This is a genomic window from Segniliparus sp. (assembly GCF_051660745.1).
Lineage (GTDB): Bacteria > Actinomycetota > Actinomycetes > Mycobacteriales > Mycobacteriaceae > Segniliparus.
Map to the genome: position 1 here is coordinate 73370 of NZ_JBOFQF010000017.1, position 22975 is coordinate 96344.

At 63.9% G+C, this 22975-nt stretch carries 20 protein-coding genes and 1 tRNA gene; 13 read left to right on the plus strand and 8 right to left on the minus strand.

Annotated features, from left to right (window positions below; genetic code table 11):
- The first annotated feature begins 145 nt into the window (after positions 1-145).
- From eccB to ACRC20_RS04735, 7 genes are all read left to right on the plus strand, one after another.
- Complete coding sequence (gene eccB, locus ACRC20_RS04705; RefSeq protein ID WP_438685185.1) at positions 146-1861, plus strand: type VII secretion protein EccB; 1716 nt, start codon at positions 146-148, stop codon at positions 1859-1861.
- A 51-nt stretch (positions 1862-1912) separates the two neighbouring features.
- Entirely contained in the window at positions 1913-5965 is a 4053-nt protein-coding gene (eccCa, locus tag ACRC20_RS04710; RefSeq protein ID WP_438685186.1) for a type VII secretion protein EccCa, read from the plus strand.
- 109 nt (positions 5966-6074) lie between these two features.
- On the plus strand, positions 6075-6389 hold the full coding sequence (locus tag ACRC20_RS04715; protein ID WP_438685187.1) for a CD225/dispanin family protein: 315 nt from the start codon (positions 6075-6077) through the stop codon (positions 6387-6389).
- A gap of 29 nt (positions 6390-6418) precedes the next feature.
- A complete protein-coding gene (crcB, locus tag ACRC20_RS04720) occupies positions 6419-6817 on the plus strand; it encodes a fluoride efflux transporter CrcB (protein WP_438685188.1) in 399 nt (132 codons plus the stop codon).
- Positions 6814-7176, plus strand: a complete 363-nt coding sequence (locus tag ACRC20_RS04725; protein WP_438685189.1) for a fluoride efflux transporter FluC — start codon at positions 6814-6816, stop codon at positions 7174-7176. Before crcB ends, ACRC20_RS04725 begins: the two co-directional genes overlap by 4 nt.
- A gap of 144 nt (positions 7177-7320) precedes the next feature.
- Positions 7321-7653 (plus strand): TNT domain-containing protein, encoded by a 333-nt coding sequence (locus ACRC20_RS04730; protein WP_438685190.1) that lies wholly within the window; start codon positions 7321-7323, stop codon positions 7651-7653.
- Positions 7650-8276: a hypothetical protein gene (locus ACRC20_RS04735; RefSeq protein ID WP_438685191.1), complete on the plus strand. Its 627-nt coding sequence runs from the start codon at positions 7650-7652 to the stop codon at positions 8274-8276. Before ACRC20_RS04730 ends, ACRC20_RS04735 begins: the two co-directional genes overlap by 4 nt.
- Positions 8277-8325: 49 nt before the next feature.
- On the opposite strand, the gene ACRC20_RS04740 is transcribed toward ACRC20_RS04735, so the two are convergent.
- The 3 genes from ACRC20_RS04740 to ACRC20_RS04750 all read right to left on the minus strand — a co-directional run bounded on the left by ACRC20_RS04740 (position 8326) and on the right by ACRC20_RS04750 (position 10107).
- Positions 8326-8691, minus strand: coding sequence for a hypothetical protein (locus tag ACRC20_RS04740; protein ID WP_438685262.1), 366 nt, complete (start codon positions 8689-8691; stop codon positions 8326-8328).
- Positions 8692-8780: 89 nt separating this feature from the next.
- The gene (locus ACRC20_RS04745; protein ID WP_438685192.1) at positions 8781-10001 is read right to left on the minus strand and encodes an amidohydrolase; all 1221 of its coding nucleotides are present in this window, start codon (positions 9999-10001) and stop codon (positions 8781-8783) included.
- 33 nt (positions 10002-10034) lie between these two features.
- Positions 10035-10107, minus strand: a tRNA-Arg gene (locus ACRC20_RS04750).
- A gap of 421 nt (positions 10108-10528) precedes the next feature.
- Between ACRC20_RS04750 and ACRC20_RS04755 the strand changes: the two genes are divergently transcribed.
- Complete coding sequence (locus ACRC20_RS04755; RefSeq protein WP_438685193.1) at positions 10529-10990, plus strand: hypothetical protein; 462 nt, start codon at positions 10529-10531, stop codon at positions 10988-10990.
- Here ACRC20_RS04755 and ACRC20_RS04760 read toward each other — a convergent pair.
- From ACRC20_RS04760 to ACRC20_RS04770, 3 genes are all read right to left on the minus strand, one after another.
- A complete protein-coding gene (locus ACRC20_RS04760) occupies positions 10889-13378 on the minus strand; it encodes an AAA family ATPase (protein WP_438685194.1) in 2490 nt (829 codons plus the stop codon). The two genes, ACRC20_RS04755 and ACRC20_RS04760, sit on opposite strands and share 102 nt — an antisense overlap.
- Positions 13379-13445: 67 nt before the next feature.
- Positions 13446-14051 carry a hypothetical protein gene (locus ACRC20_RS04765; protein ID WP_438685195.1) on the minus strand — a complete coding sequence of 202 codons (606 nt, stop codon included), beginning with the start codon at positions 14049-14051 and terminating at the stop codon, positions 13446-13448.
- Between the two features lie 684 nt (positions 14052-14735).
- On the minus strand, positions 14736-15056 hold the full coding sequence (locus ACRC20_RS04770; RefSeq protein WP_438685196.1) for a hypothetical protein: 321 nt from the start codon (positions 15054-15056) through the stop codon (positions 14736-14738).
- A gap of 660 nt (positions 15057-15716) precedes the next feature.
- On the opposite strand from ACRC20_RS04770, the gene ACRC20_RS04775 reads away from it, so the two are divergent.
- From ACRC20_RS04775 to ACRC20_RS04790, 4 genes are read left to right on the plus strand one after another with little or no spacing between them, the layout of a single operon-like run.
- Positions 15717-16403, plus strand: a complete 687-nt coding sequence (locus ACRC20_RS04775; protein ID WP_438685197.1) for a 2OG-Fe dioxygenase family protein — start codon at positions 15717-15719, stop codon at positions 16401-16403.
- Positions 16404-16416: 13 nt separating this feature from the next.
- Positions 16417-19269, plus strand: a complete 2853-nt coding sequence (locus ACRC20_RS04780) for an FAD-binding and (Fe-S)-binding domain-containing protein (protein WP_438685198.1) — start codon at positions 16417-16419, stop codon at positions 19267-19269.
- A gap of 9 nt (positions 19270-19278) precedes the next feature.
- On the plus strand, positions 19279-20058 hold the full coding sequence (locus ACRC20_RS04785; RefSeq protein ID WP_438685199.1) for a fumarylacetoacetate hydrolase family protein: 780 nt from the start codon (positions 19279-19281) through the stop codon (positions 20056-20058).
- A complete protein-coding gene (locus ACRC20_RS04790) occupies positions 20055-20774 on the plus strand; it encodes a sulfite exporter TauE/SafE family protein (protein ID WP_438685200.1) in 720 nt (239 codons plus the stop codon). Before ACRC20_RS04785 ends, ACRC20_RS04790 begins: the two co-directional genes overlap by 4 nt.
- 52 nt (positions 20775-20826) lie before the next feature.
- On the opposite strand, the gene ACRC20_RS04795 is transcribed toward ACRC20_RS04790, so the two are convergent.
- Both ACRC20_RS04795 and ACRC20_RS04800 read right to left on the minus strand, forming a co-directional pair.
- A complete protein-coding gene (locus ACRC20_RS04795) occupies positions 20827-21603 on the minus strand; it encodes an SDR family NAD(P)-dependent oxidoreductase (RefSeq protein WP_438685201.1) in 777 nt (258 codons plus the stop codon).
- Positions 21585-22013, minus strand: coding sequence for a VOC family protein (locus ACRC20_RS04800; RefSeq protein ID WP_438685202.1), 429 nt, complete (start codon positions 22011-22013; stop codon positions 21585-21587). Before ACRC20_RS04800 ends, ACRC20_RS04795 begins: the two co-directional genes overlap by 19 nt.
- Between ACRC20_RS04800 and ACRC20_RS04805 the strand changes: the two genes are divergently transcribed.
- Positions 21996-22721: a GntR family transcriptional regulator gene (locus ACRC20_RS04805; protein ID WP_438685203.1), complete on the plus strand. Its 726-nt coding sequence runs from the start codon at positions 21996-21998 to the stop codon at positions 22719-22721. The two genes, ACRC20_RS04800 and ACRC20_RS04805, sit on opposite strands and share 18 nt — an antisense overlap.
- The last annotated feature ends 254 nt before the right edge of the window (positions 22722-22975 follow it).

A 22975-nucleotide genomic window follows, 5' to 3' on the forward strand; every position in this document is an offset into this window, starting at 1 on the left:
AGACGCACGCGGACGAGGCGCTATGACGGACAGTGGGGCCGGGCGGCGGATGTCGGCGTGAACCAAATTTCGGCGCAGGCCGAGCGAACAAGGAACCGGTGGGGCGAGCGCCTACGGGGACCAGGGCAGAAAGAAGGCTGAGGGAGTGTCTGACAAAGAGGGGTCGGCCTCGGGCGGAATCCGTAGTTACGCCCGGAATCTCACCACTCGGAGCCAGGTCAACGGCTATCGCTTTTTGCTCAGCCGCATGGAGCACGCAATCGTGCGGCGGGACATCCGAATGCTGCACGACCCGATGCGCTCTCAGTACCGCTCTCTGCTTGTGGGGTTGATCCTCGGGGTCATCGTCCTCGCGGGCTGTGGCATCTGGGCGTATTTCAGCCCGAACCGCCTCATCAAACAAGAGCAGGACACTTTCATCTTCGGGCACGACTCGGGCGCGCGGTACGTGATGGTGAACGGCAAGCTGCACCCGGTCCTCAACGCGGTCTCGGCCTGGCTCATCACCGGGAAGAAAGTGCCGCCGGTGTCGGTGAAAGAGACCGAGCTGGGCAAGTTCTCCCGTGGCCCGCTCGTCGGCATCGTGGGGGCCCCGGACTCCATCATGTCGGTGCCGCCCACGAAGTCCGAGTGGTCGGTCTGCGATATGACGATGGTCGGCATCGCGTCGAGGACGCAGCAAGAGAACCCGCCGAGGTCCACCAAGGTCCCGGAGTATCCGGAGGGGAGCATCGAGCTCTCGATCGTCGAGGGCTCCGCGCGAGGCTCCGTCCTGCCCGCGGACTCCGCGTTCTTGGTGGAGTACAACAACAAGAACTACTTGGTCTACGGCGACGGCAAGCGGGCAGAGATCAATCTCGAGCCCCAGCCGAATCTCGGCGACGAGCAGCGGGACCGGGACCAAGCCGCCGCGAACAACGCGGTGATGTCCGCCTACCAGCTGACTGAGTACCGCAAGCAGCAGGACATCACGAAGCAGCAGCACACCCCGAGGAGGATCAGCGACGGCTTGTTCAACTCGCTCGAGCAGCTGCCGCCGATCGTCCCGCCGGTGATCCCGCACCGTGGCGACCCGCCGCCCCAGATGCTCGGCGTGAGCAACGTTCTGGTCGGAACGGTGGTCAAGTCTCGGAGCACGACGAGCAACGAGGACCAGTTCTACGTCATCGAGTCCACCGGCTACCAGCCGATCACTAGGGCTATGGCGGATCTGATCCGGAACTCCAGCGACCAGATCGGCACGGACATCAAGGTGCTGCAGCCGAGCGAGCTCAACCGGCTCCAGATCGCCCACGAGCTGGACGTCGACTGGTACCCGCCGGTGCCCCCGAAGATCCTCGACCCGAAGGCTTCGCAGGTGATCTGCTACAACTGGGCGAAGTCGAAGGGCGACGCGCAGAGCAAAGCGCGGCTGTTCATGGGGAGCAGGGCGCCAGTCCCGGCGAACGGCGAACCAGTGGAGCTCGCCTCCGCAGACGGCGGCGAGACGGTCGACGGGCAAGGCGGGCACCACAACAACGGGATCGACAAGGTGTACATCCAGCCGGGCACCGGCTTCTTCGCGCAGGGCGTTGGCATCGCGCCGAGCAACGAGAAGCACGGGAGCGTCTTCTACGTCGCGGACACAGGGGTGCGTTTCGGCATCCAGGGCCTTGCCGACGCGGCGGCGTTGGGGCTTCCTTCGAACAGCGCGGGAGACGGGTCGGTCGGCCTGCCCGTGCCCTGGAGCATCCTCGGGAAGTTGCCGCAGGGCCCGACGTTGTCGCGCGGCGACGCGCTGGTGGAGCTCGACTCCGCCGTGCCTGCGAACAACCCTGCCCCCCTGTACCTGCCGCAGGGCGGGAAACAGGGCGGGTCGTAGCGCCCCCGCGAAGAGGCTGAGAAGACAGACGCGAGAAGCGAGGAAAAACTTATGACCACCGAAGGGTTCATCCGCAAAGCGCGGATCGCGCAGCCTCGCATGCCAGGCGGCGAGATCAACCTCCAGCCTCCTCCCGAGGTCACCCGGAGCGTCCCCGGCGGATTGATGCAGAAGCTCATGCCAGTGGTCATGGTCGTCGCCATGATCGGTATGACGGTCATGATGGTCTCGACCGGCCGCAGGCAGCTCTCGCCGCAGATGTTCATCTTCCCGATCATGATGCTCATGTCGATGGCGGGCATGTCCGCCCACGGCGGAGGGCGCGCCTCCAAGTCGGCCGAGCTCAACGAGGAGCGGAAAGACTACCTGCGCTATCTCGTCCAGACCCGCGACGAGGTGCATGACACCGCGATCGCCCAGCGCAAGTCCACCACCTGGTCCCAGCCGGATCCGTCGCGGCTCATCACGCTGACCGGGACCCGGCGCATGTGGGAACGCCGGACCAACGACGCCGACTTCTGCCACGTGCGCCTCGGCCTCGGCAGCCAACGGCTCGCCTCGCGGCTGATGGCCCCGCAGACCGCGCCTTTGGAAGACTTGGAGCCGGTGACCTCCGTCGCCTTGCGGCGTTTTGTCCGCACGCACTCGGTGGTGCACGACATGCCGACCGCCGTGTCGTTGCGCGGCTTCCCGAGCATCGGATTCGATGGCGACCGCAACGAGGTCCGGTCGTTGATCCGGTCGTTGATCATGCAGATCTGCACCTTCCACGGCCCGGACCATGTGCTCGTCGCGATCATCACGTCGGACGTCGAGGGCGAGGCGTGGTCGTGGGCGAAGTGGTTGCCGCATTGCCAGCACCCCACTGCGCGGGACGGCCTCGGCTCGGTCCGGATGATCTTCGACTCCTTGCACGACTTCGAGACCTCGATGCCGGACCTCAGCGAGCGTGGCAGGTTCGCCCGGAGCGCCCCGGTGATGGCAGGGCGCCCGCAGCTCCTCTTGATCTTGGACGACGGTTATGTCTCCGGCGACGAGAAGTGCGTCTCCGACGCCGGGCTGGACTCGGTGACGGTGATCGACATCTGCCCGAACTCCAACAGCTTGTCCCGTCGAGGCCTGCAGCTCGCAGTCGAAGACGGCGCGGTGGGCGCGCAGGCCGCAGGCGGATTGGAGGAGTTCGCCAAGTCGGACAACGCCTCTATCGCAGAGGCCGAGGTGTTCGCCCGCCGCATGTCGCGCTACCGCACCGCGACCGCCGCGCAGATGTTGAGCCTGGAGCAGGAGACCACGACAGTCGCCGACCCGGGGTTGATGCCGCTTCTCGGCATCCACGACGCGGGGAGTATCGACCCGAACGTCACGTGGCGGCCGCGATCTTCGCGCGAACGTCTGCGCGTGCCCATCGGGCTGTCCGCCGACGGCTCGCCTTTGGAGATCGATATCAAAGAGGCGGCCGAATTCGGCATGGGCCCGCACGGGCTGTGCATCGGCGCGACCGGTTCCGGAAAATCCGAGTTCCTCCGCACCCTGGTGCTCTCCATGATCATCACCCACTCGGCGGACTCGTTGAACCTGGTCCTCGTCGACTTCAAAGGTGGCGCGACCTTCCTCGGCCTCGACGGCGCTCCGCAGGTCGCTGCGGTCATCACGAACCTTGAAGAAGAAGGCGACCTGGTGGACCGCATGGGCGACGCCATCAAGGGCGAGATGAACCGCAGGCAGGAGCTGCTGCGCTCTTCGGGCAACTTCGTGAACGTCGCGTTCTACGAGGCGGCCCGGATGAACGGAGCGACGAACACGCAGACCGGGCTTCCGCTCGACCCCTTCCCCGCCTTGTTCATCGTGGTGGACGAGTTCTCCGAGCTTTTGAGCCAGCGGCCGGACTTCGCGGACTTGTTCGTCATGGTCGGCCGTCTTGGCCGAAGCTTGCGCGTCCACCTGCTCCTTGCCAGCCAGAGGCTGGAGGAGGGCAAGCTCAAGGGCCTCGACAGCCACTTGTCCTACCGGATCGGCTTGAAGACGTTCTCGGCGGCGGAGTCTCGGACCGTGCTGGGCGTGCCCGACGCGTACCACCTTCCCGCGATCCCCGGCTCCGGCTTCCTCAAATGCGACTCGGACGAGCCGAGGCGGTTCAACGCGTCGTACGTCTCCGGCCCGTATGTGCCGAAGCGGGGCGGCCCGAAGACGGCCGAGGTCGCGAAGAGCGTGTACGGCGACGTCCGTCCGAAGATGTTCACCGCCGCGGAAATCCCTGTCGAGCTGCCCCCGGAGCCAGAGGTCCTCGAGCTGGAGGAGCCGGAGGACGATCTGGTCGACGAGTCGCATCTGATGAAGGACGGCAAGCGGATCACCCTGCTGGAGATGTGCGTGAGCCGTCTGCAGGGGCATGGCAGCCTCGCCCACGAGGTGTGGTTGCCGCCGCTCTCCGAGTCGCCGACCGTGGACATGCTCCTCCCCTCGGATTTCGACTGGCGGGACGACAGCCAGCGGTACGGCAACTTGGTCATCCCTATCGGAACTGTCGACCGCCCCTACGACCAGCGCCGCGACAACCTCTACATCGACGTGTCCGGCGCGGCGGGGAACGTCGCGATCGTCGGCGGACCGCAGAGCGGCAAGTCCAACGCGTTGTCGACCTTGATCATGGCGGCTTCCGTCCTGCACACTCCGGAGCAAGTGCAGTTCTACTGCCTCGACTTCGGTGGCGGCAAGCTCGCGGGCCTCGCGAACCTGCCGCATGTCGGCTCGGTCGCGACCCGTCTCGAGCCAGACCGGGTGCGCCGCACCATCGCCGAGATGCTCACCCTGATCCGACAGCGCGAGGAGCGGTTCCGCGCGCTGGGCATCGACTCCATGCGCGAGTTCCGCCGCCGTAAGACCGCCGCGCTGGCCGCGCCGCCTGGCACCCCGGACCCGCTCGCCGACGACAAGTTCGGCGATGTCTTCATCATCATCGACGGCTGGGCGGCCGCGAGGGACGAGGACGAGTCGTTGCAGCCGAAGATCCAGTCGTTGGCGACCCAGGGCCTCTCGTACGGCGTGCACCTCGTGCTCGCGACGAACCGGTGGGCGGACATCCGCGCGGCGATCAAGGACGCGATCGGCACCCGCGTCGAGCTCCGGCTCGGCGACCCGATGGAATCCGAGATGGGCAAGCAGGTCGCGAAGGTGGTGCCGAAGAGCAAACCTGGCCGAGGCATCAACGTCGAGCAGCTGCACATGCTCATCGGCCTGCCTCGAATGGACTCGCAGACGACGGACGACAACATCTCCGACGCGGTGCGCGCCTCGGTCGAGGAGATCAAAGCCGTGAGCAAGCCGGGCTCTTTCGCGCCCGAGGTGCGCATGCTGCCCGAACAGGTGCACCGCAACAGCCTGCTCGGACTGCTCGCCGCAGAGGACCGCACACCGACCAAGGCGCTCATCGGCATCAACGAGAACGAGCTGGCGCCCGTTTTCATCGATTTCAACAACCAGCAGCACTTCATGGCATTCGCCGACCCCGAATGCGGGAAGACGACGCTCTTGCGCAACATCGTCGCCAGCATCATGGAGAACAACACTCCGGATCAGGCGAAGATCCTTCTGCTGGACTACCGGCGCACCATGCTGGGCGTCGTCCCCGACGAGTACCTCATCACGTACTGCTCGAGCATCGACCAGACCAAAGCGATCATGGCCGCCTTGGCGGGCAAGCTGAAGGAGCGTCTGCCGGGCGTCGGAGTCACCCAGCAACAGCTGCGCGAGCGCTCGTGGTGGTCGGGCGCGGAGTACTACGTCATCGTCGACGACTACGACTTGGTGGCCACGAACCCGAACCCGCTGCTCCCTCTCGTCGACTACCTCGGCCAGGGCAAGGACGTCGGTTTGCACTTCATCACCACCAGGCGCTCCGGCGGCGTCGGCCGCGCCATCTACGACCCGGTCCTCGGCAGGCTCAAGGACCTGACCACCGACGCGCTGCTCATGAGCGGGAACAAGGACGAGGGCGCAGTGATCGGCGGCATCAAGATGTCGGCCATGCCCCCCGGGCGAGGCACATACATCACGCGCGCGGGCGGCAACCAGCTGATCCAGATCGCATACATGCCGCCGATCTAGAAGGGCCTTGATCGCGCACGGGTAAAGTGTGTGCGAACTGCGCTTCAAAACTGCGCCCGAAACTGCGGCCTGGGCGACCTCGGACCGCCGAACTCGAACGGAACGACGGATGACTCAAGCCACCGAACAGCACATCGCGTACGCCCCGCCCGGGCCGCCCCCGCCGCCCCGCCAAGCAGGGCCTCCGCCGTCGAATGCCGGCTGGGCCGTTGCGGCGGTGGTGTTCTTCTTCCCGTTCGCGTTCGTCGCGTTCACCAATGCGCTGAACGTGTTCCCCCTGTGGGCGCAGGGCGACCAGCAAGGCGCTCAGGAGGCTTCGAACAAGGCGAAGTTCTGGGGCTGGTTCTCTATCGGCGCGTACATCGTCTCGACTTTGTTGGTGCTGCTGGCTTGGCTGGTCTGGTACCTCGCGAAGGGCAGGTAGCAGCGCCCCCTGAGGGATGCCCGTAGCTTGTGATTGAGTTTTTCATCGTCGGCCTTGGCGGCGGCTTCGGATCGGTGCTGCGCTACGCCCTCGGCTGGTTGTTTCCGACCGAGCCGGGAGAGTTCCCGGCGACCACCTTTGCGATCAACGTGAGCGGGTGTTTCTGTATCGGGGCGCTGATGGCCGCGATCCTCGAGCGCTGGCCGAAGGCGAACCGGCTGCGGCTGTTCCTCGGAACGGGCGTCCTCGGCGGCTACACCACCTTCTCCACGTACACCGTGGAAGCGGTGCGCCTCGCGCAAGGGGGGCATGCCTTCCTCGCTGCCTGGTATATCGGCGCGACCTTGCTCAGCGCTTTGGCGGCGACCGTCACAGGCGTATGGCTGGCGCGACGGGCGTTGCGCATGGCCGACGGGGGCGGCAGATGACGCTGGTCGAAGTGCTCGCAGGGGGTGTGCTCGGCGCCCTCGCCCGCTATTTCCTCGACCGGGCCGCCCGGATCCGATGGCCCGCCGGAGTGCCGTGGGGCATTCTGGCGTGCAATCTCAGCGGCGCGCTCCTGCTCGGCGTGCTCGCTGGCGCCGCGACTTCCCAAGCGGTCGGCGCGGTCTTGGGGATCGGGTTCTGCGGATCCCTCACCACTTACAGCACGTTCAGCTACGACACAGTGCGGCTGTGGGAGCAGGGCAGAACACGGGCGGCGCTCGGCAGCCTCGTGCTCAATCTAGGATGCGGCGTGCCGCTTGCCGCAATCGGCGTGGGGATCGGGTCGATTCTGCTCCGCTGACCGCCGCCGTGCCATAGCCCGGGGGACGGTCCCCGGCACATGCGCCCCGACGGGGCAGACTATGCTTCCGTCAAGAGAGACCGGCCGGGGGAGCCCGGGGCGTCTCCTGGATGTCCTGAAGTTCGTTCAAAGGAAGGCGACGGCATGACAGAGCCGGTGACGGGGTTGAACAGCATCCCAGCTGGGGAGGAGTTCGACCATTTCGGCCCGGAGACGGGGAGATGGCTGTACCCGAAAGGAGTGTCGTTCGCCTCGCGGTCCCTTCCGCCGGAGAGCCTGGTCGAGCCGTACCAGACGTACACGGCGACCGGCGAGCCCCTCTTGCCCGGGTGGAGCCTTGAAGAGTCTCGGGCCGTGCCGTGGTTCGGCCAGCCCGGCGGCGGAGTCCAGTATCAGATCGTCGCGCCGCCAGGAGAGCTGCCGTGCGTGGAGAGCCTCGTGCTCATGGGAGTTCTGGAGCCGGGGAGCTGGAAATGACGAATCCTAATTTCTTCCCCGAGCCGTTGCGCCGCGTCGTCGCGTTCTGGGACTACTGGGAACAGGTCGCCTCGACGGCCCGTCAGGCCCGCGCGGAGGCGATCGCCCAAACCGGCAGGCCCGTGCCTGCCCCCACGATGCCAGTCGGCCCCCGGATGTCCCCGACTGGCGAATTCGGCCTCTTCACGCCCCAGATCGTGTACATCCTCGTGCAGACCCCGAACGGCTATCGGATCGACGTGCAGGACAGAGGAGCGCGCAGTCCGTGGGCAGAGATCAGCGATTTTTACGATGTGGAGAAATTCCTCGTCTGGCGAATCGGCGACATGGTGCGCCGGGAGTACGGGCTCAGGCCGCTCTCCGCCGTGTTCTACGAGGTCGGTTGGCAGGTCGGGACCAGGGCCGAGCCGGTGGACCCGGAGAGCTCACGCCTCGTCCGCCTGTTCTTGGAGGACGATCCGCAGCCGAGGGCGATGCTCGGGCTCGCATCGGCCATCCCGTTCAGCCACGTCCTGCAGCTCAGCCTTGACGAGCTGCACCAACACCTGCGCACGCGGATCCCGCCGCAGGCGTTTCCCGAGGACGCCCCGGACGCGGAGCGCGAGGGCGTCTCGACGAGCTGACCGCGATGCCTGCGAGTCTCCCCGGAAGGGGGCAAGCAGGCTGAGCGCATCAGTTTGCCGGTAAACCTGCCAGCTTCACCGGGATATCGGTGTTCTCGTCTAAATGATAGGACGCGCAGACCCGGTGGTACCCGTCCGCAACCTGGAGGGCCAGCCCCGAGCGCGCGTCGCCTCGGACGAGGAGGACGGGGGAGAGGAGCTTCCCGTGCGAGATCTTCGCCAAATCCGAAGCCACGTGAGGGTTCTTCACGTCCAGCAGAGCGAGGCCGGAGGCGCGGAGGATGTCTTTGGCCTTTTGCGTCGTGACCGGAGCCTCGCGCAACGCCTGAACCGTCGCGCGGACCTGTGGCTCGGAGAGGACGAGCTCGAGGTACTTCCCTGCGGCCGGGTAATCGTGATCCTCCGGCTGGTCCATCCAGATCAGTTGATGGTCCGAAGGAGCTTTCGTCTTCTTGGTCTTCTTCGCGGAATCTTTCGTCGACATGCGTTCAGTATCCTCCTTGATCATCCAAGCCAAGTGCGCGCGGCGAGCACGAGCGCGTCCACACCGGTGGAAAGGGTCGGCTCGATCGCCGGGGCGAAGTCCGGGGCATGGTTCGAGGGCACCCGGCCCCGATCGGCGTCGAACCTCTCTTGCGTGAGACCGCCCCAGAACCAGAACACGGTGGGGGCCCCGCTCGCAGCCCCGAAAGCGCCGACGTCCTCGCTGCCGGTGATCGGCTCCGGCAGCTCGAAGACCCGATCATCGCCGAAACGCCCGCGGAACGCGGCGGCGAGGCGCTCGGTCGCCGCCGGGTCGTTCTGCAGCGGGTCGAAGCACTCATGGCGGACCACTTCGGGGTCTTTCGAGCAGCCAGCGGCTTGCGCCTCGCCTCGCACGATCCGCTCGACCGAGGCAAGGATATGGTCTCGGATCTCTGGGGAGAAGGACCGGATCGAGAGCCCGAGCTCGGCCTCCTCAGGGATGATGTTGTGCTTGGTCCCCGCACGCAGATAGCCCACCGTGACCACGGCAGGAGTGAGCGCCGAGAGCTCGCGGGACACGATGGTCTGCAGTTTGAGGACCACCGAAGAGGCGAGGACGACGGGGTCAATCGTGGTTTCGGGCCGCGACCCATGGCCGCCCCGCCCGAACAGCCGCACCGTCACCACGTCGGCTCCGGCCAGGGCCACCCCAGGGCGATAGGCGATCTGGCCTGCGAGGAGCGGCCCGACATGCTGGCCGAGCACAATCTCCGGAACCGGGACTTTGTCGAAAAGCCCGTCCTCCACCATGGCTTTCGCGCCGGAGCCGAGCTCTTCGGCAGGCTGGAACACCGCGACCACCGTGCCGGACCAGCCAGCGCGCTCGGCGTGCAGCACGCGAAGCGCCCCGACGAGGCAAGCCACGTGCATATCGTGGCCGCAGGCATGCATCACCGGGACCGTGTGCCCGTCCGGGTCCGTCGCGGTGTCGACGCTGGCGTAATCGAGGCCGGTCTTCTCCTGGACAGGAAGCGCGTCCATGTCCGCGCGCAAAAGCACGACCGGGCCGTCGCCGTTGCGCAGCACGGCGGCGACGCCGGTGCCGCCGAGCCCGGTGTGGGTTTCGAGGCCGAGTCCGTCGACGGCGGCCAGAATGCGTTGCGCTGTGCGATGCTCTTGGAACGAGAGCTCCGGATGCCGATGCAGGTCGCGGTAGAAATCGGCTAGGTCGTCCAGACGCTGGTCAGCGAATGTGGTCATGGGCTAAAAACATAGCAGGCCAGCGTTCTGTTGTGACCCCGAGAGGAATCGAACCTCCGACACAGGGTTTAGGAAACCCTTGCTCTATCCACTGAGCTACGGGGCCGGGGACTGGATGGAAATATGGCTGGTAATTCCGCCAGTCTGGGCGAGGCACTAGTTTACAGGGTTGTCGGGGGTGGTTTTTCACGGCCGGCGGCGCTCGGCGAGGAGTCGTCAGGCTGGTTTCGGGCTCTCTGGCCCGGGTTTCCCTCCCCGGCGTAGTCGCAAGCCTCCGGGCGAACACCTTTCAGGTGAGCTTGGGGGTCGCCGCGCGGCGACCCCCAAGCTCACCTGAAATTCATCAACATTGATCATGCCTACACTGCCGAACCGCACCTGAGATTCACCGATAAACACTCCTGAGATTCGCTGTCATAGCCAACGGCCTTCGCGGCGCTCATTCAGATCACTCGAATACTGACGCTCAATATAGCCGCGAAATAGCCGCGAAGGGTTTCTAAGATCGAGGCGGATATGCTCTGCCGATGAGGCACGCGATCGTCGAGCTGGTCAACTCGGTCTGTGGGCTGCTGTGCTGTGTCGGGCCGATCTTGCTGGTCGTATGGCTCTTCAAGCGCACCCGTACCCGCACTCTGCCTCCTGCCCCTGCGGCGTGCGCCTCGCGGTTGGCTCAGATGCGGCAGGCCGCGTACGAGTCCGGGCGGCGGCTGCTGCAGGTCCAGGACGTGTACCAGGTCGCCGAGCGCGGCTCGAAGGCCTTCGTCATCGATTTCGCCACAAGGGAGGGGTTCGTCGCGTGGTTCTGGTGCTGGACGCCCGCGCGGGGCGCTCGTCGCCGTGGCGGGCTCATTCGGCCACGGCGAGCATCACAGCTGGCGCGTCCTCTACATCTCTACATCGGTGATCCCATCGGTCACGGCGTTCTCGCAGCCATGACCGCCGTCAAGCTCCACGTCGCGCTCACCGCTGCGCCGTGGCTGCCTTGACTCGGTCCAGGCTAGGAATTCGTCGGCGCTGAACACGGGTTTCCCGAGTTCTCTGGCTTTGTTCGCTTTACCGGACTGACTGCCGATTTCCGCGACCACGAGAGCATCACATTTCGTCTTCGTGACTGTTAGGACTGGTGTCAGCCCTGCGGCCCTGGCGATCTCCTCCATCTCGCTCCGATCCAAGACTCGTCCTGTGGTGGTCCTGACGGTCCCGGTGAAGCAGACCCGCGCGCCATGCGCGAGGATCGAGTCGATCTCGCCACTGCTGGGTGTCAACGCCGTGTGCTGGTCTAGGATTTCGATGCCTAAGAGCTTCTCGGCCTCGCGCAGGCGCTCCATCGACTCGCTGGTCAGACTCACGCGCGACACCGCAGCCCGGAGCTGCGCGGCCGCTGAATGCCGTGCTGCGGCGGTCCACGACGTGTCGGTGGCCATTGGCCCGCGAGCCTGCGTGTCCCTCGCCGTCGCTTCCCCGAGCAGCACCGGGCCGATGATCCGGCTGATGTCGAGCAGCGCGGAGAGTGCGGGGAGATGGGCCGATGCGGGTGTTGGGACGGCGTGATTCCGGCTCACGAGGAGGCCTCCCAGCGTCTCGGGCGGTTCGGATTCGCCGAACGCAGTCGAGCCCATGTCCTCGAAACCCGGAGCCGTCGCAGCGCTCAAGTTCGCGAGCGCTCGTTCGAGAGCGGTGCCGCTGGTGAGCGAGGCGCGATGCCCGATCCTGACAGCGGTGAGGGGGATGTCCACTCCCAAAGGCATCTTCGACACGTGGCCGAGCCGTTTGAGCTCGAAGTCGATCAGGCCCAGCGTCTCGTCGATCCTCACGCCGACAGGCGTGCAGCCGTGCAACATCGGTGCGATCATGCCCCACGCCTCCACAAGGTTTGGGGCGAGGAGGACGTCGCAGGCCGTGATGCCGTATACGCGCCGCGCGTCGGCGAGGTCTCGTTGAGGATTGATCACGCTGCTCACAGCTGTGCCGTCGTCGAAAGCGACAGCGAGCTCGACCGGACGTGGCCGCGACATACGCCCCTCGTCGCCCACGGTCAAGACGCTGATCGCGCAGAAACGGCGATCCTGGTCCTTCCGCGCCGACCCGCTCAAAAAGCGCGCGATCCGGCGATCCGTCTTGAGGTCCCTGGGCAGGACCGGACGCTTGAGCACGAGCCCGTTCATCGATGTGCACCGGCTCAACGCGACGTAGAGCTGGCCGAACGAGAACGTTCCTCCGGTGAGGTCGACGACCAGCCGGTCCAAAGTCTGGCCTTGACTCTTGTGGATCGTGATCGCCCAGGCCAGCTTGAAGGGGAGCTGAGTGAACGAGCCGATCACCTCGTGGCGCAATGAACCGCCCTCGACCACTGGTCGAGTCGCCTCCCACGTGTGGGGCCGCACTTCTTCACTCGTCCCGTCCGCGAACTGCGCCGTGACGACGACCCCGTCGTCTTCACGGATGTCTGTGACGCGCCCGATGGTGCCGTTCACCCACCGATCAGAGGAATCGTTGTTGAGCATCATGATCTGGGCTCCGGCCTTGAACCGCAGCACCTCTTCGACGGGAGGGTCGAAGGCGTCAAGATCGCCGGACTGCCGCGCGCGATGCGTCACCTCCTCGCCGGGGAGCCGGTCCAGGTGCTGTTTGTTGCGGGCTTCGACGATCCTGTTCGTCGGGGCGAGCGTGAGCCAGAATTCGTCCTCCGGCGGCACGAAATCAGGGTCGGTCAGAGCATTGAGCTGCTCGTAGGCGTGCCCGACGAGCACGCCCTCACGGATGTCGTTGAGGATCGAAGTCATCCGGTCGTCGCCGATCTGACGGAACACCGTCGTCAACGCGACGGTCGGGAAATCGTCACGGCGGAAGCTGTCCGCAGAGAAGAAGTAGGGGGTCTGGTACCGGGACGAGAAGTATTCGGCCTCGGCATCGCTCTTGACGATCGGCGGCAACTGGTAAAGATCGCCCACCAAGACGATCTGCACGCCGCCGAACGGTGCTCCCCGCTTCGGGCCGAATCGTTCCAGCGCGGCGGCGAGCATGTCGAACAGGTCCGCCCGGACCATGGAGGCTTCGTCGACGATCAGGGTGTCGAGCGACGAAAGCGTCTTCGAGAACCGTCCCGGGCTGTAGCCGCCAGCACGGACATCCTCCAGCGTCGTAGTCGTGAAAAAACTAAACAACCGGTGGATCGTGTAACCGTTCACGTTCAGAGCCGCTATCCCCGTCGGCGCGACGACGACCACCTTGCGATCCGTCGTAGACATGAACTCGCGGATCAACGTCGACTTCCCAGTGCCCGCTTTACCAGTGAGGAAGACATGACGCCCCCCTCTCAGCAGCTCAAGCGCCTCGGCGAACTCCTCGGTCCGAACAATGCCGTTCCTTGCCACAGGCGCACCTATCTCGCTGTTCTGGTGCGGAACGTAGCGAGACGCAACCCGATGATCAAATCTGCGGTCATGATGACGTCATGCTCAGAGCGATAAGTGGCAGCGGCCTCGGATCGCTCCCGCCATGTTCGCCAAGGTATTTCTTCCGAAGTAAACGTTGGCTTTCCACCTTCTGCCATGTTTGTGCGAGATCGGCTAGCCAGCTTGCTGCCCCCAGCGCTGTGTGCGCCGTCTTGTCCGTTGATGGATTCAGGGGTCGCGGCTCCCATGGCCTGGTCGCGGGCAAGACGGGCCAATCAGGCGGCACTAGATCGGCATTCTCCTTGGCGCCGACCCTCCTCGCCAGCTCTTCTTCGAACTTTTCCTGCAAGAAAGTGACCTCGGTGAGGATTCTCCGCTCGATGCCATCCGTGTCGAGATGGCCTGCTATGAACGCGGACACCTCGGCGCGCAGCAGCTCGCCAGCCCGGGTTGTGAGCACGTAGCGCCCTCGGATCAGCTGCTGCAGAGTCCTGGATTCCTCCCGTGGGAGAACCCACGCCCCGCAAAGCCTGGCCAAGCCGATATCGGGTCCGGTGTGCACATGCCAGACGACACCTGCTACTTCGGTCGCATCGATCACTGCGACGACCGATAGGAGCGTTTCTTGCGTGAGATCCCGACCGCCTGGCATATCGAAAACGATAACCCGGCAGTGCGAGTCGCACCTTTCCGGGTTGGCTGGATCAGTTCCAAGTCGTCGGCTTCACAGGAAAGTTTAATCGAGCACATGGTCGTGCCTTGAACGTCATGGGTTTTCGTGTCCACTGCCGCAGCTCACGTCATGCGGCGTGTTCCAGAAATCCCATGATCGCGTTCCAAGGGCTTCCGGCGCGTATGCCCTGATCAGGGGTTTGGCAATTTCCATCCAGTCTCACGGGGCCGGGGACTGGGCCGTTTCGTGGATCGAAATGGCCGGTCGGTTTGGCAGGGTATGAGTATACGGGGTTCCCTCAACCTGCGAAACCGGGAAAATGCTCGTGGCTCCTTCCGAGATTGGAAGGAGCCACGAGTTGACTCTATTTTCAGTTATGGGCGGGCCTTGATCCTCAGATCGCTTCTTCTGTGATGTCGGGGCTTGGCGCGGGTTAGGCGCTGGTGCTGTGGCAGCCGTTGGACGGCTTCGAACGCGAGGATGTTTCTCGCGAGCATGTGCCCGATCATGACGAGGATCTGCCGGTCGCGGTGAACGTCGTCATCCTGCCGCTGTAGACGGGACTGTTGGGGGCGTGCTGACGGATACGCCGCTCAGACTGCTCCAGGGGCAGTGGGATCTTCCGACAGGCTTTCGGCTACGAGTAGTAAGCCAGGTACTTCCTCAGCAGGCGAGTCTTATATAGACGCGGGTCTCGCCGCCGTCTTTCGCTCGGACGACGATCCATTTCCCGACGGAGCCACCGGCCGCGTCCTCCTCATGCTCGCCATTGCTCGCGCCGCTCGCCTTCACCGTTTCGGCGAGGCCGCTGCCCTTCCAGTAGTTTTCGGCCCACGCTTCGGGAACGCCGGGGGTGAAGCTATGTAGGCCGGAGAGGTCTTTGAAGGACTGCACATCACCACTGGGAATATCGGCGACGATTTGGATCAGCTTGTCGCCCCCGCCCCCGATCTGCCGCCCTGCGGAGACCACGTGCGGCGCCATGCTAGCGACCTTCTAGCCTCGGGGCGGCTTTCGAGTGTCATGGCGACTTGGGGTGACAAAGAGACTCGGGGTGACAAAGATATCAGGCTGTGGGCGGAGCCGTTTGCGGTTGATCGCGTGAATCGCTCTGCCCGGCCTCTCTGGTGCTAGGCCGCGGCATGAGAGGTTGGATGTATCGAGGCTTGAGGCGGGTGTGGGCAGGGGCGAGACGTAGAGAAGCCATTAGCGCGGAACTCTCATTGTCGCACGTCGGATGGAGTTAGATCCGGTATGCTTATTGTGTATATCTAGAAGCATCGCTAAACGGTCGATTTTTCCTTGACATCCTTTTGGGGACGCATTAACGTTCATTCGGGCTGATGAAAGTTCTCCCTCGATTAGAGATGTGTTCGATAGGGAAAATGACTTGTGCGTATAAAATATGTGCGTGTAAGCCTGGCTGGGCTCGTCGGCATAATCGATATTAACCACAAGGGCTCCTTTCCTAGTGGTTAATTGTTTAGGGAGCCGCTTGTCGAAGCCTTGCGCCCTGAGGCCGTTGTCGGTCTGATGAACAAACAATTGAGCTGGCAAAGATCCCCCGAGGGGCGTGTCGTGCAAATTATTGGGTCATAGGTACTAATTTACGAAAGAAAGGGCATTACCTTGTCTAACTCTGCAGTGACGGACGGACCTCCGATCACGCATGTTTCGGCTGAAGAAACGTTGGGTGCGCTTGCGATGTGCCCACAGTCCGAAGTGGACCAGTTTCTTTCGTCGTGGCACGATTTGCCAGTGGACCCCTATCTGAAAAATGGGGCCACCTACCGCCGGCGTCGCTACGGGGCGTTCCGGGGGGTCGAGCGGATGGAACTCCAATTGCATCGGCCGTTCTTACAGTCCACCCAGGTCAACAAGCTCCACGGTGGTGAGCAGCGGCTTTTCGCGCCGATTACCAGCGATGTTGCAAGCTCTGGGGTTCTAAAGACATTGGCCCTGCATTACGCCAAACGGCTCCCTGGGGATTTTGATTGGGAAAACGGAGGGATCGGTGTGCATCAAATCCGGATCACGACCTCTCGTGGTATGGAAGGGCTGCCCGCTCCGGAGGGGGTCCATGAGGACGGGCATCAATACGTCGCGCAGGTGTTCATCGGTAGGTCGGGCGTTGCCGGAGGGGTGTCCTGGCTCTACGACCGCTCGCGTCGCCCGCTGTTGCGAGCGACGTTGACCAGCCCTTTCGAGGCTATCTTGATCGACGACAAGCAGGTGTTCCACGGGGTGGACCCGATCGAGCCCGCAGAAGGGCACGAGACCGGGCTGCGTGACATGCTGTTGATTGATTACTTCGAGTCTGATGATGCGTAAGCGCCCAGGCGACATGGTGGAACTGTCCGACCCTGCGGGCAAGCTCTTTGTACAAGAGCTTGCCCGCAGGGTCAAGAATATTCGCACGGATCCGGCCGTCCTCGCGGCGTATAGCTCGGATGCCTCTATCTACCGCGTCGTGCCCAAGGCCGTTGCCGAACCGAGGGATGCCGACGAGGCTGCGGAGGCGGTCGCTGTCGCGATGCAGCACGGGGTTCCGGTCACTCCCCGTGGAGGCGGCACGTCGATCGCGGGCAACGCGATCGGCGGCGGCCTCGTTCTCGATTTTTCGAGACATATGGGCCAGATTCTTGATCTCGACCCAGAGAACAAGACGATGGTCGTGCAGTCTGGCGCGGTGCTCGGATCCATTCGGGCGAGAGCCGCAGAGCACGGCCTCACGGTCGGGCCGGACCCTTCGACCTACTCGCGCTGCACCATCGGCGGAATGATCGGCAATCACGCTTGCGGGCCGCACTCCGTCGCTTGGGGGACGACCGCGGATATCGTCGAACGGATCAAACTGCTTCGCGCAGACAGCAGCGTGTTGCGTTTAGAGCGAGGGACGACCGGCGACGCGACCCTTGACGCAACCCTCAAACAGCTGCGCGATGCGCATCTGGCGCAGATCCGCACCGAGCTCGGCCGGTTCAGCCGCCAAGTCTCGGGGTACGGGCTCAACCGCCTGCTGCCCGAGAAGGGGTTCCACACCGCCCAGGCGCTGGTGGGATCGGAGGGGACATGTGGGATCGCCCTTGAGGCGTCGATCACGTTGGTTTCGCTGCCACCCGCCCGTGCCCTGCTCGTGCTTGGCTATCCCGATGTCTACCAAGCCGCAGCGGCCGCGCCCGAACTCGCGGCGTCAGGAGCGCTCACAGTCGAGGGCATGGACGAAGCCCTCGTCAACGCGCTTCGAGCACGATCGGGGACACCGCAAGGCGTCGGTCTCCTCCCTGCGGGCGGGGCCTGGCTGTACTGCGAGATCCCTGGAGCAAATGAGACGGACGCCTGTGAGAGCGCTCGGCGCATCCAAGCCGCAAGCGGGGCCAATGGTTGTGTGTTCATCGATCCAGACCAGGTCGCGGCGCTGTGGAGCATCAGGCGCAACGGAGCTGGAATCGCCAGCCGCATGGCCGACGGAAGGGAAGCTTGGCCGGGATGGGAGGATTCGGCCGTCCCGCCACAAAACCTGTCAAGCTATCTGAGAGACCTGCACGCGCTTATGGAGGAACGTGGGCGGAGCGGGACTATCACCGGCCATTTCGGAGAAGGCTGCCTGCATCTGCGTGTGGACTGGGATTTGACCACCGCGGAAGGCATCGCCGAATACCGAGGATTCATCGAGTCTGCTGCCGATATCGCGATCCGGCACGGCGGCTGCGCATCTGGGGAGCATGGCGACGGACGCGCCCGCTCAGAACTGCTCAGCCGCACGTACAGCCCGGAGCTGCTCACGGCGTTCAAACAGTTCAAGCACGCGTTCGACCCGCAATCGGCGATGAACCCCGGCGTGCTTGTCGACCCGGAACCGCTCGACGCCAATGTTCGCCCAGGCCCGGGGAGCGAACGGCATTCGCTGCCGATGCTCACCCTCGCCTCAGACCATGGTTCTTTAGCCTCCGCGGTGCGGCGCTGCACCGGGGTCGGCAGTTGCCGTAACGCCACGGGAGCCATGTGCCCGTCATTCCAGGTGACACGGGACGAAAAACACTCGACCCGTGGGCGCGCGCGCATTCTCAGCGAGATGCTCCGAGGCGAGACTTTTCCGGACGCGTGGCGCTCCACGGCCGTCAAAGACGCGCTCGACCTCTGCCTTTCTTGCAAAGCTTGCCAAAAAGAATGCCCGGTGAATGTCGACATGGCGGCCTATAAAGCAGAATTCCTGCACCAGCATTACAGACACAGACTACGGCCTCGCTCGCATTACAGCCTCGGGTGGCTACCTGTCCTCGCTCGGCTTGCGGGCGTGGCTCCCTCTGCCGCGAACGCGCTCGCGGAGCACCCGAAGATCGCGCCAAAGGTCAGCCGGATGGCTGGGCTCGAGGAGCGTCGCGGACTCGTGCCGTTCACTCGTCAAAGCCTGCGATCCTGGTTCCGCGCACGTCCAGAGGGGGCCGGGGACGGGCGAGAAACAGTCATGCTCTGGCCGGACACCTTCTCCAACCTGGTCGATCCTGCTGGTGCGCAAGACACGGTAGAGGTCCTCGAAGCGCTCGGCTACCAAGTCGTCTTGCCGAAGGGGCCGGTGTGCTGTGGTTTGACCTGGCACTCCACGGGGCAGCTCGGTATGGCGCGCGCAGTTCTGCGGCGCTCGTTGCGCTCGTTGCGAACGCATGTGGAGGCAGGGGGAACAATCATCGGCGTCGAGCCGTCATGCACCCAGGTCTTGCGGGAAGACGCCCGGAAGATCTTGCCTGGCTCAGATATCGCCGCCCGGCTGACGGAGCAGACAGTCACACTCGCTGAATTCGTCTCGAAGCACAAAGGCCGGTGGCCTTTCAAGAGCCTCGATACCACTGCGGTGCTACAGCCGCACTGCCACCAAGAAGCAGGACCCGGGCACGCGTCGACGCTTGAGGTCCTGTCCCGGCTCGGTGTCCAAACGGATGTCGTGCGCTCTGGATGCTGCGGTCTGGCGGGAAACTTCGGCTACGAGCCGGGACATTGGGACGTCTCGCAAGCACTCGCCGAACGAGAGCTCTACCCCGCGGTGCGCTCTGCCAGTCCGACGAGCACAATCATCGCCGACGGGTTTTCATGCCGCACACAGGTGGCTCAGGGGACAACTCGCGCCGCAGTCCATATCGCGGCGCTGCTCAAGAGCGCGCTTCCCCCTGTCAACTCTGTCGACCCGATTCAAGAATAAGAGGATCATATGCGCATTGTTCGATTTCGTGACCCTGCGGGCGCTTCTTCGTACGGGCTTTTATCCGATGACAACACCATCACAAAGATCCACGGCCTTTTCGACACGGAGCCGACGGGCGGGGATCTTGGGGGCAGGCTTGATACGGGCCAAGTGACGCTGCTCGCGCCGGTCGAGCCGTCGAAAGTGCTCGCGGTGGGACGAAACTTCGCGGCGCACGCGGCAGAGCTGGGCAATGAAGTACCCGAATCGCCCCTGATCTTCATCAAGCCGAGCACCAGCGTCATTGGGCCGGATGCGGAGATCGTCTACCCGGCGTACACACAATCGCTGCACCACGAGGCGGAGCTCGCCGTCGTCATCGGCTCTCGTTGTCGAAATTTGACCCCGGCCGAAGTCCCTGACGTGATACTCGGGTTCACTTGCGCGAACGATATCACCGCACGTGATCTGCAACAGCCTGACAAGCAGTGGTGGCGGGCGAAAGGCTCCGACACATTCTGCCCATTGGGCCCCTGGATTGTGACGGACCTCGATCCTTCTGACGTGCGGATCACCGCATCGGTGAACGGGCAAGTCCGCCAGGACGGCACAAGCGCGCAGATGATCCGACCGATCAACGAGCTCATTGCCCACATAACGACGGCGGTGACCCTGTTGCCTGGGGATGTTGTCCTGACAGGCACCCCAGAAGGGGTGGGCCCGCTTGAAGTGGGGGACACTGTTGCTGTGGCCATCTCTGGTGTAGGCGAGCTACGCAACCGTGTCGTCTCGGAGGGGCGTGAATGACTTTTGTGCTTGGGGCTTTCCTCATACTCACCATCGCTTCAGTCATCCGCACAGCGGCGGGGTTTGGTTTCGCGCTCGTCGCCGTCCCGCCATTTACCTTTCTCGTCGAGCCGTCCACCGCCGTCGTTATCGCGGCGCTCATGTCGTTGCCGATCAGCCTGTGGACGGCGATTCGCTACCGGCAGCATATTGAACGAAAGATCGCCGGTATTGCCCTCGTCGCTGGTTTGTTGGGAGTGCCGATCGGCATTTGGCTGCTGCACGCCTTGCAGGGGCGAGCGTTGGCGCTGCTCATCTCAGGGGTTGTCTTAACCTGCACAATTGTCGTCTGGCGGCGGGTCACGATTCCTCCGCGAGTGCCCCTTATCGCAGTCATAAGCGTATTTTCCGGGGCTTCGTTCGCCAGTACCGGGATCGACGGCCCGCCTATGGTCGCCGCCATGCAAAGCCTGCGGTTGCAACCGCAAGTGCAGCGAGCCACTCTCGGCGTGGTCTTCAGCTGCACCGGTCTTGCCGCGCTCGCCGGCTACAGTCTGAGCGGAAAGCTCACCCAGCAGGTCGGTTTGGGCTTGATCATCGGAATCCCTGCGCTTTTCGCTGGCATCTACATCGGGGAACGGATTTTCGCGCGCTTCGACGCAGAACGGTTTCGCCGAGCGGTTCTGCTGCTGCTCATCGCCAGCTCTGTGTCGGTCATTGTAAAAATTATTGTCTGACCACAGGCGTCTTTGCCAAGGTCTTGTTGGCGCAGTAGCAGTGAATGAGCGGTTATCGGAAATACGAGGCGCCGTTTATGTCGAGGATCGCTCCGGAGGTCCATTGGGCGCTGGGCGAAGCGAGGTAGACGACGGCGCTTGCGACTTCTTCGGGGGTGCCGACTCTGCCGAAGGGGCTCTGCGACTTACACGATTCGGCAAGCCCGCCATGGATGAGCGAGCTGGTGCGTTCGGTCTCCGTCAAGCCGGGGGCAACCGCTGTGACTGCGATTCCTTTCGGGGCGAGATCGAGCGCGAGGGATTGGGTCATAGCGTGCAGGGCAGACTTGGCGGCTCCGTAAGCGGGGTGCTCGGGCTCTCCTCGGTAGGCTCCGCGAGAGCCTACCGAGACTATATGGCCCGGCCGCCCTGCCGTGACCATCTTCTGGACAACTTGGTGCGTTACCGTCGCTGTTCCGATCAGCGTGACATCTAAAGTCGTGCGCCAGCTCTCCACCCAATGCTCGAGGTTGCTAGTTGCGATCGGGTGAGCATTCGTGGCAGTCGGCGCCAGTCCGGCGTTGTTGACCAGCACATCAATCCCGTGAAGGGCGGTCTCGGCGGAATCGACGAGCGCCTTCGTCTCGTCGGGCCGGGTGAGGTCCGCGCGAAAAGAACAGTGCTCGGAACCGGTCAGCGAAGCCAGCGTTTCTCGAGCTCCTGCAGCATTGGTCGAGTAATGCACGCAGACTCTGTCCCCAAGCTCGGCGAATGCGCGTGCTACAGCACGGCCTATTCCTCCGGATGCGCCCGTGACGAGCACGCCGCGGCTCACTGGGCCGGTTCCCATTGCTGGAAGACCTGCGAGTCGTCCTTGAACGACTTGAACTCTAAAGCGTTGCCGCTGAAGTCCCAGAAGAATGCCGTCCACTGCTCGCCGACCTGGCCTCGGTAACGGAGCGTGGGCTCGATCTCGAACCTTGCCCCGCCCCGCTTCGCGCGATCGACAAGCTGGTGGAACTCCTCGTGGGTGAGCAGAACTCCGAAGTGGGGCACGGGGACCCCCGTGCCGTCCACAACGGACTCTGCAAACTCGGCGGCAGGAATTCCGAGGTGAGTGACGAGCTGGTTGCCGTAGCAGTCCCAATCAATCCAGTGTTCGGTCGCCCTTCCCTCGGGGAACCCCAGGACACCCCCGTAGAAACGGCGGGCCTCGTCCAAATCCGGAACTGCGACAGCGAGATGAAAGCGAGAACTCATAGCGGACCTTCCGTGGGACGTATACCTAAACCAGTATTGTATACAATACAAGTGGTCGGTGCGCGACATAGAAGGCGGAGAAGATTGAACGGTAAAGCTGGCGCGGTGTACGAGGCGCTTCGCGCAAGGATCACTTCTGGGGACCTTGTCGCGGGGCAGCGTCTGGACGAGGAGGCTGTTGCGAAAGCTATGGGTGTCTCGCGCACCCCGGTCCGAGAGGCCCTCGCTCGTATAGCTGTGGAGGGCTTAGCCGAGCAGGGCGCGCGGCGGCAGATGGTCGTCGTCGACATCCGCGCACGCCAGCATGAGGTTCTCCTTCTCCGGGTAGCGTTGGAGACTATTGCTGCGCGTGAAGCGTGTGCGGATGCTACGGAATCTGATCTCGACCAGTTGCGCGTCAACGTCGTACGGCAACGTCGCGCTGCGGCCGTCTGTGACCACGAGCGGTTTCTCACGCTGGACGAGGAGTTCCACAGACGCATGGCCGCAGCCGCGCACCTCCCCTTGCTCTCTCAGTTTCTCGAGCAGCTCGGCGGGTTCGTCCACCTGCTCCGGCTCGGCATGCCGACTAGCGCTCAGCATATGGCGTTGGTCGCTGATGAGCACAGCAAACTTGTGGACCTTCTGGAGCGCAAGGAGACGCAGCTTCTGCCTGAGGCTCTGGAAAAACACATCGCAGCGCTAGAACGGCCAGACGGCGGAGTCTAGGAACGAACCCGTCTGCGCAGCTATGGGCGTGACTGCCCTGCGTTTCAGCCTCCGCAAAGGACGAAACGTCCCTTGAGGGTAGGGATGGGCGCTGAGGCTGGGTGTTGCACATTCTGCGAGTGGTCTGCGTCCGATATCAATGGCTGAACCGTTGCGATGTCGAACTCCTCACCGGGAACGCTCAGTTCAGGAATATTTTCCGTGTTTTCGCAGGTCGGGTGGGGTTGCTCGTTCCGTGTTTTCCACGATCACGT

Bases quoted from the DNA above. Each gene is read 5' to 3' on its own strand.
- eccCa (WP_438685186.1), top strand. From the start codon at position 1,913: ATGACCACCGAAGGGTTCATCCGCAAAGCGCGGATCGCGCAGCCTCGC.
- ACRC20_RS04715 (WP_438685187.1), top strand. From the start codon at position 6,075: ATGACTCAAGCCACCGAACAGCACATCGCGTACGCCCCGCCCGGGCCG.
- ACRC20_RS04725 (WP_438685189.1), top strand. From the start codon at position 6,814: ATGACGCTGGTCGAAGTGCTCGCAGGGGGTGTGCTCGGCGCCCTCGCC.
- ACRC20_RS04730 (WP_438685190.1), top strand. From the start codon at position 7,321: ATGACAGAGCCGGTGACGGGGTTGAACAGCATCCCAGCTGGGGAGGAG.
- ACRC20_RS04735 (WP_438685191.1), top strand. From the start codon at position 7,650: ATGACGAATCCTAATTTCTTCCCCGAGCCGTTGCGCCGCGTCGTCGCG.
- ACRC20_RS04740 (WP_438685262.1), bottom strand. From the start codon at position 8,691: ATGGACCAGCCGGAGGATCACGATTACCCGGCCGCAGGGAAGTACCTC.
- ACRC20_RS04745 (WP_438685192.1), bottom strand. From the start codon at position 10,001: ATGACCACATTCGCTGACCAGCGTCTGGACGACCTAGCCGATTTCTAC.
- ACRC20_RS04755 (WP_438685193.1), top strand. From the start codon at position 10,529: ATGAGGCACGCGATCGTCGAGCTGGTCAACTCGGTCTGTGGGCTGCTG.
- ACRC20_RS04765 (WP_438685195.1), bottom strand. From the start codon at position 14,051: ATGCCAGGCGGTCGGGATCTCACGCAAGAAACGCTCCTATCGGTCGTC.
- ACRC20_RS04770 (WP_438685196.1), bottom strand. From the start codon at position 15,056: ATGGCGCCGCACGTGGTCTCCGCAGGGCGGCAGATCGGGGGCGGGGGC.
- ACRC20_RS04780 (WP_438685198.1), top strand. From the start codon at position 16,417: ATGGTGGAACTGTCCGACCCTGCGGGCAAGCTCTTTGTACAAGAGCTT.
- ACRC20_RS04785 (WP_438685199.1), top strand. From the start codon at position 19,279: ATGCGCATTGTTCGATTTCGTGACCCTGCGGGCGCTTCTTCGTACGGG.
- ACRC20_RS04790 (WP_438685200.1), top strand. From the start codon at position 20,055: ATGACTTTTGTGCTTGGGGCTTTCCTCATACTCACCATCGCTTCAGTC.
- ACRC20_RS04795 (WP_438685201.1), bottom strand. From the start codon at position 21,603: ATGGGAACCGGCCCAGTGAGCCGCGGCGTGCTCGTCACGGGCGCATCC.
- ACRC20_RS04805 (WP_438685203.1), top strand. From the start codon at position 21,996: ATGAAAGCGAGAACTCATAGCGGACCTTCCGTGGGACGTATACCTAAA.
- ACRC20_RS04800 (WP_438685202.1), bottom strand. From the start codon at position 22,013: ATGAGTTCTCGCTTTCATCTCGCTGTCGCAGTTCCGGATTTGGACGAG.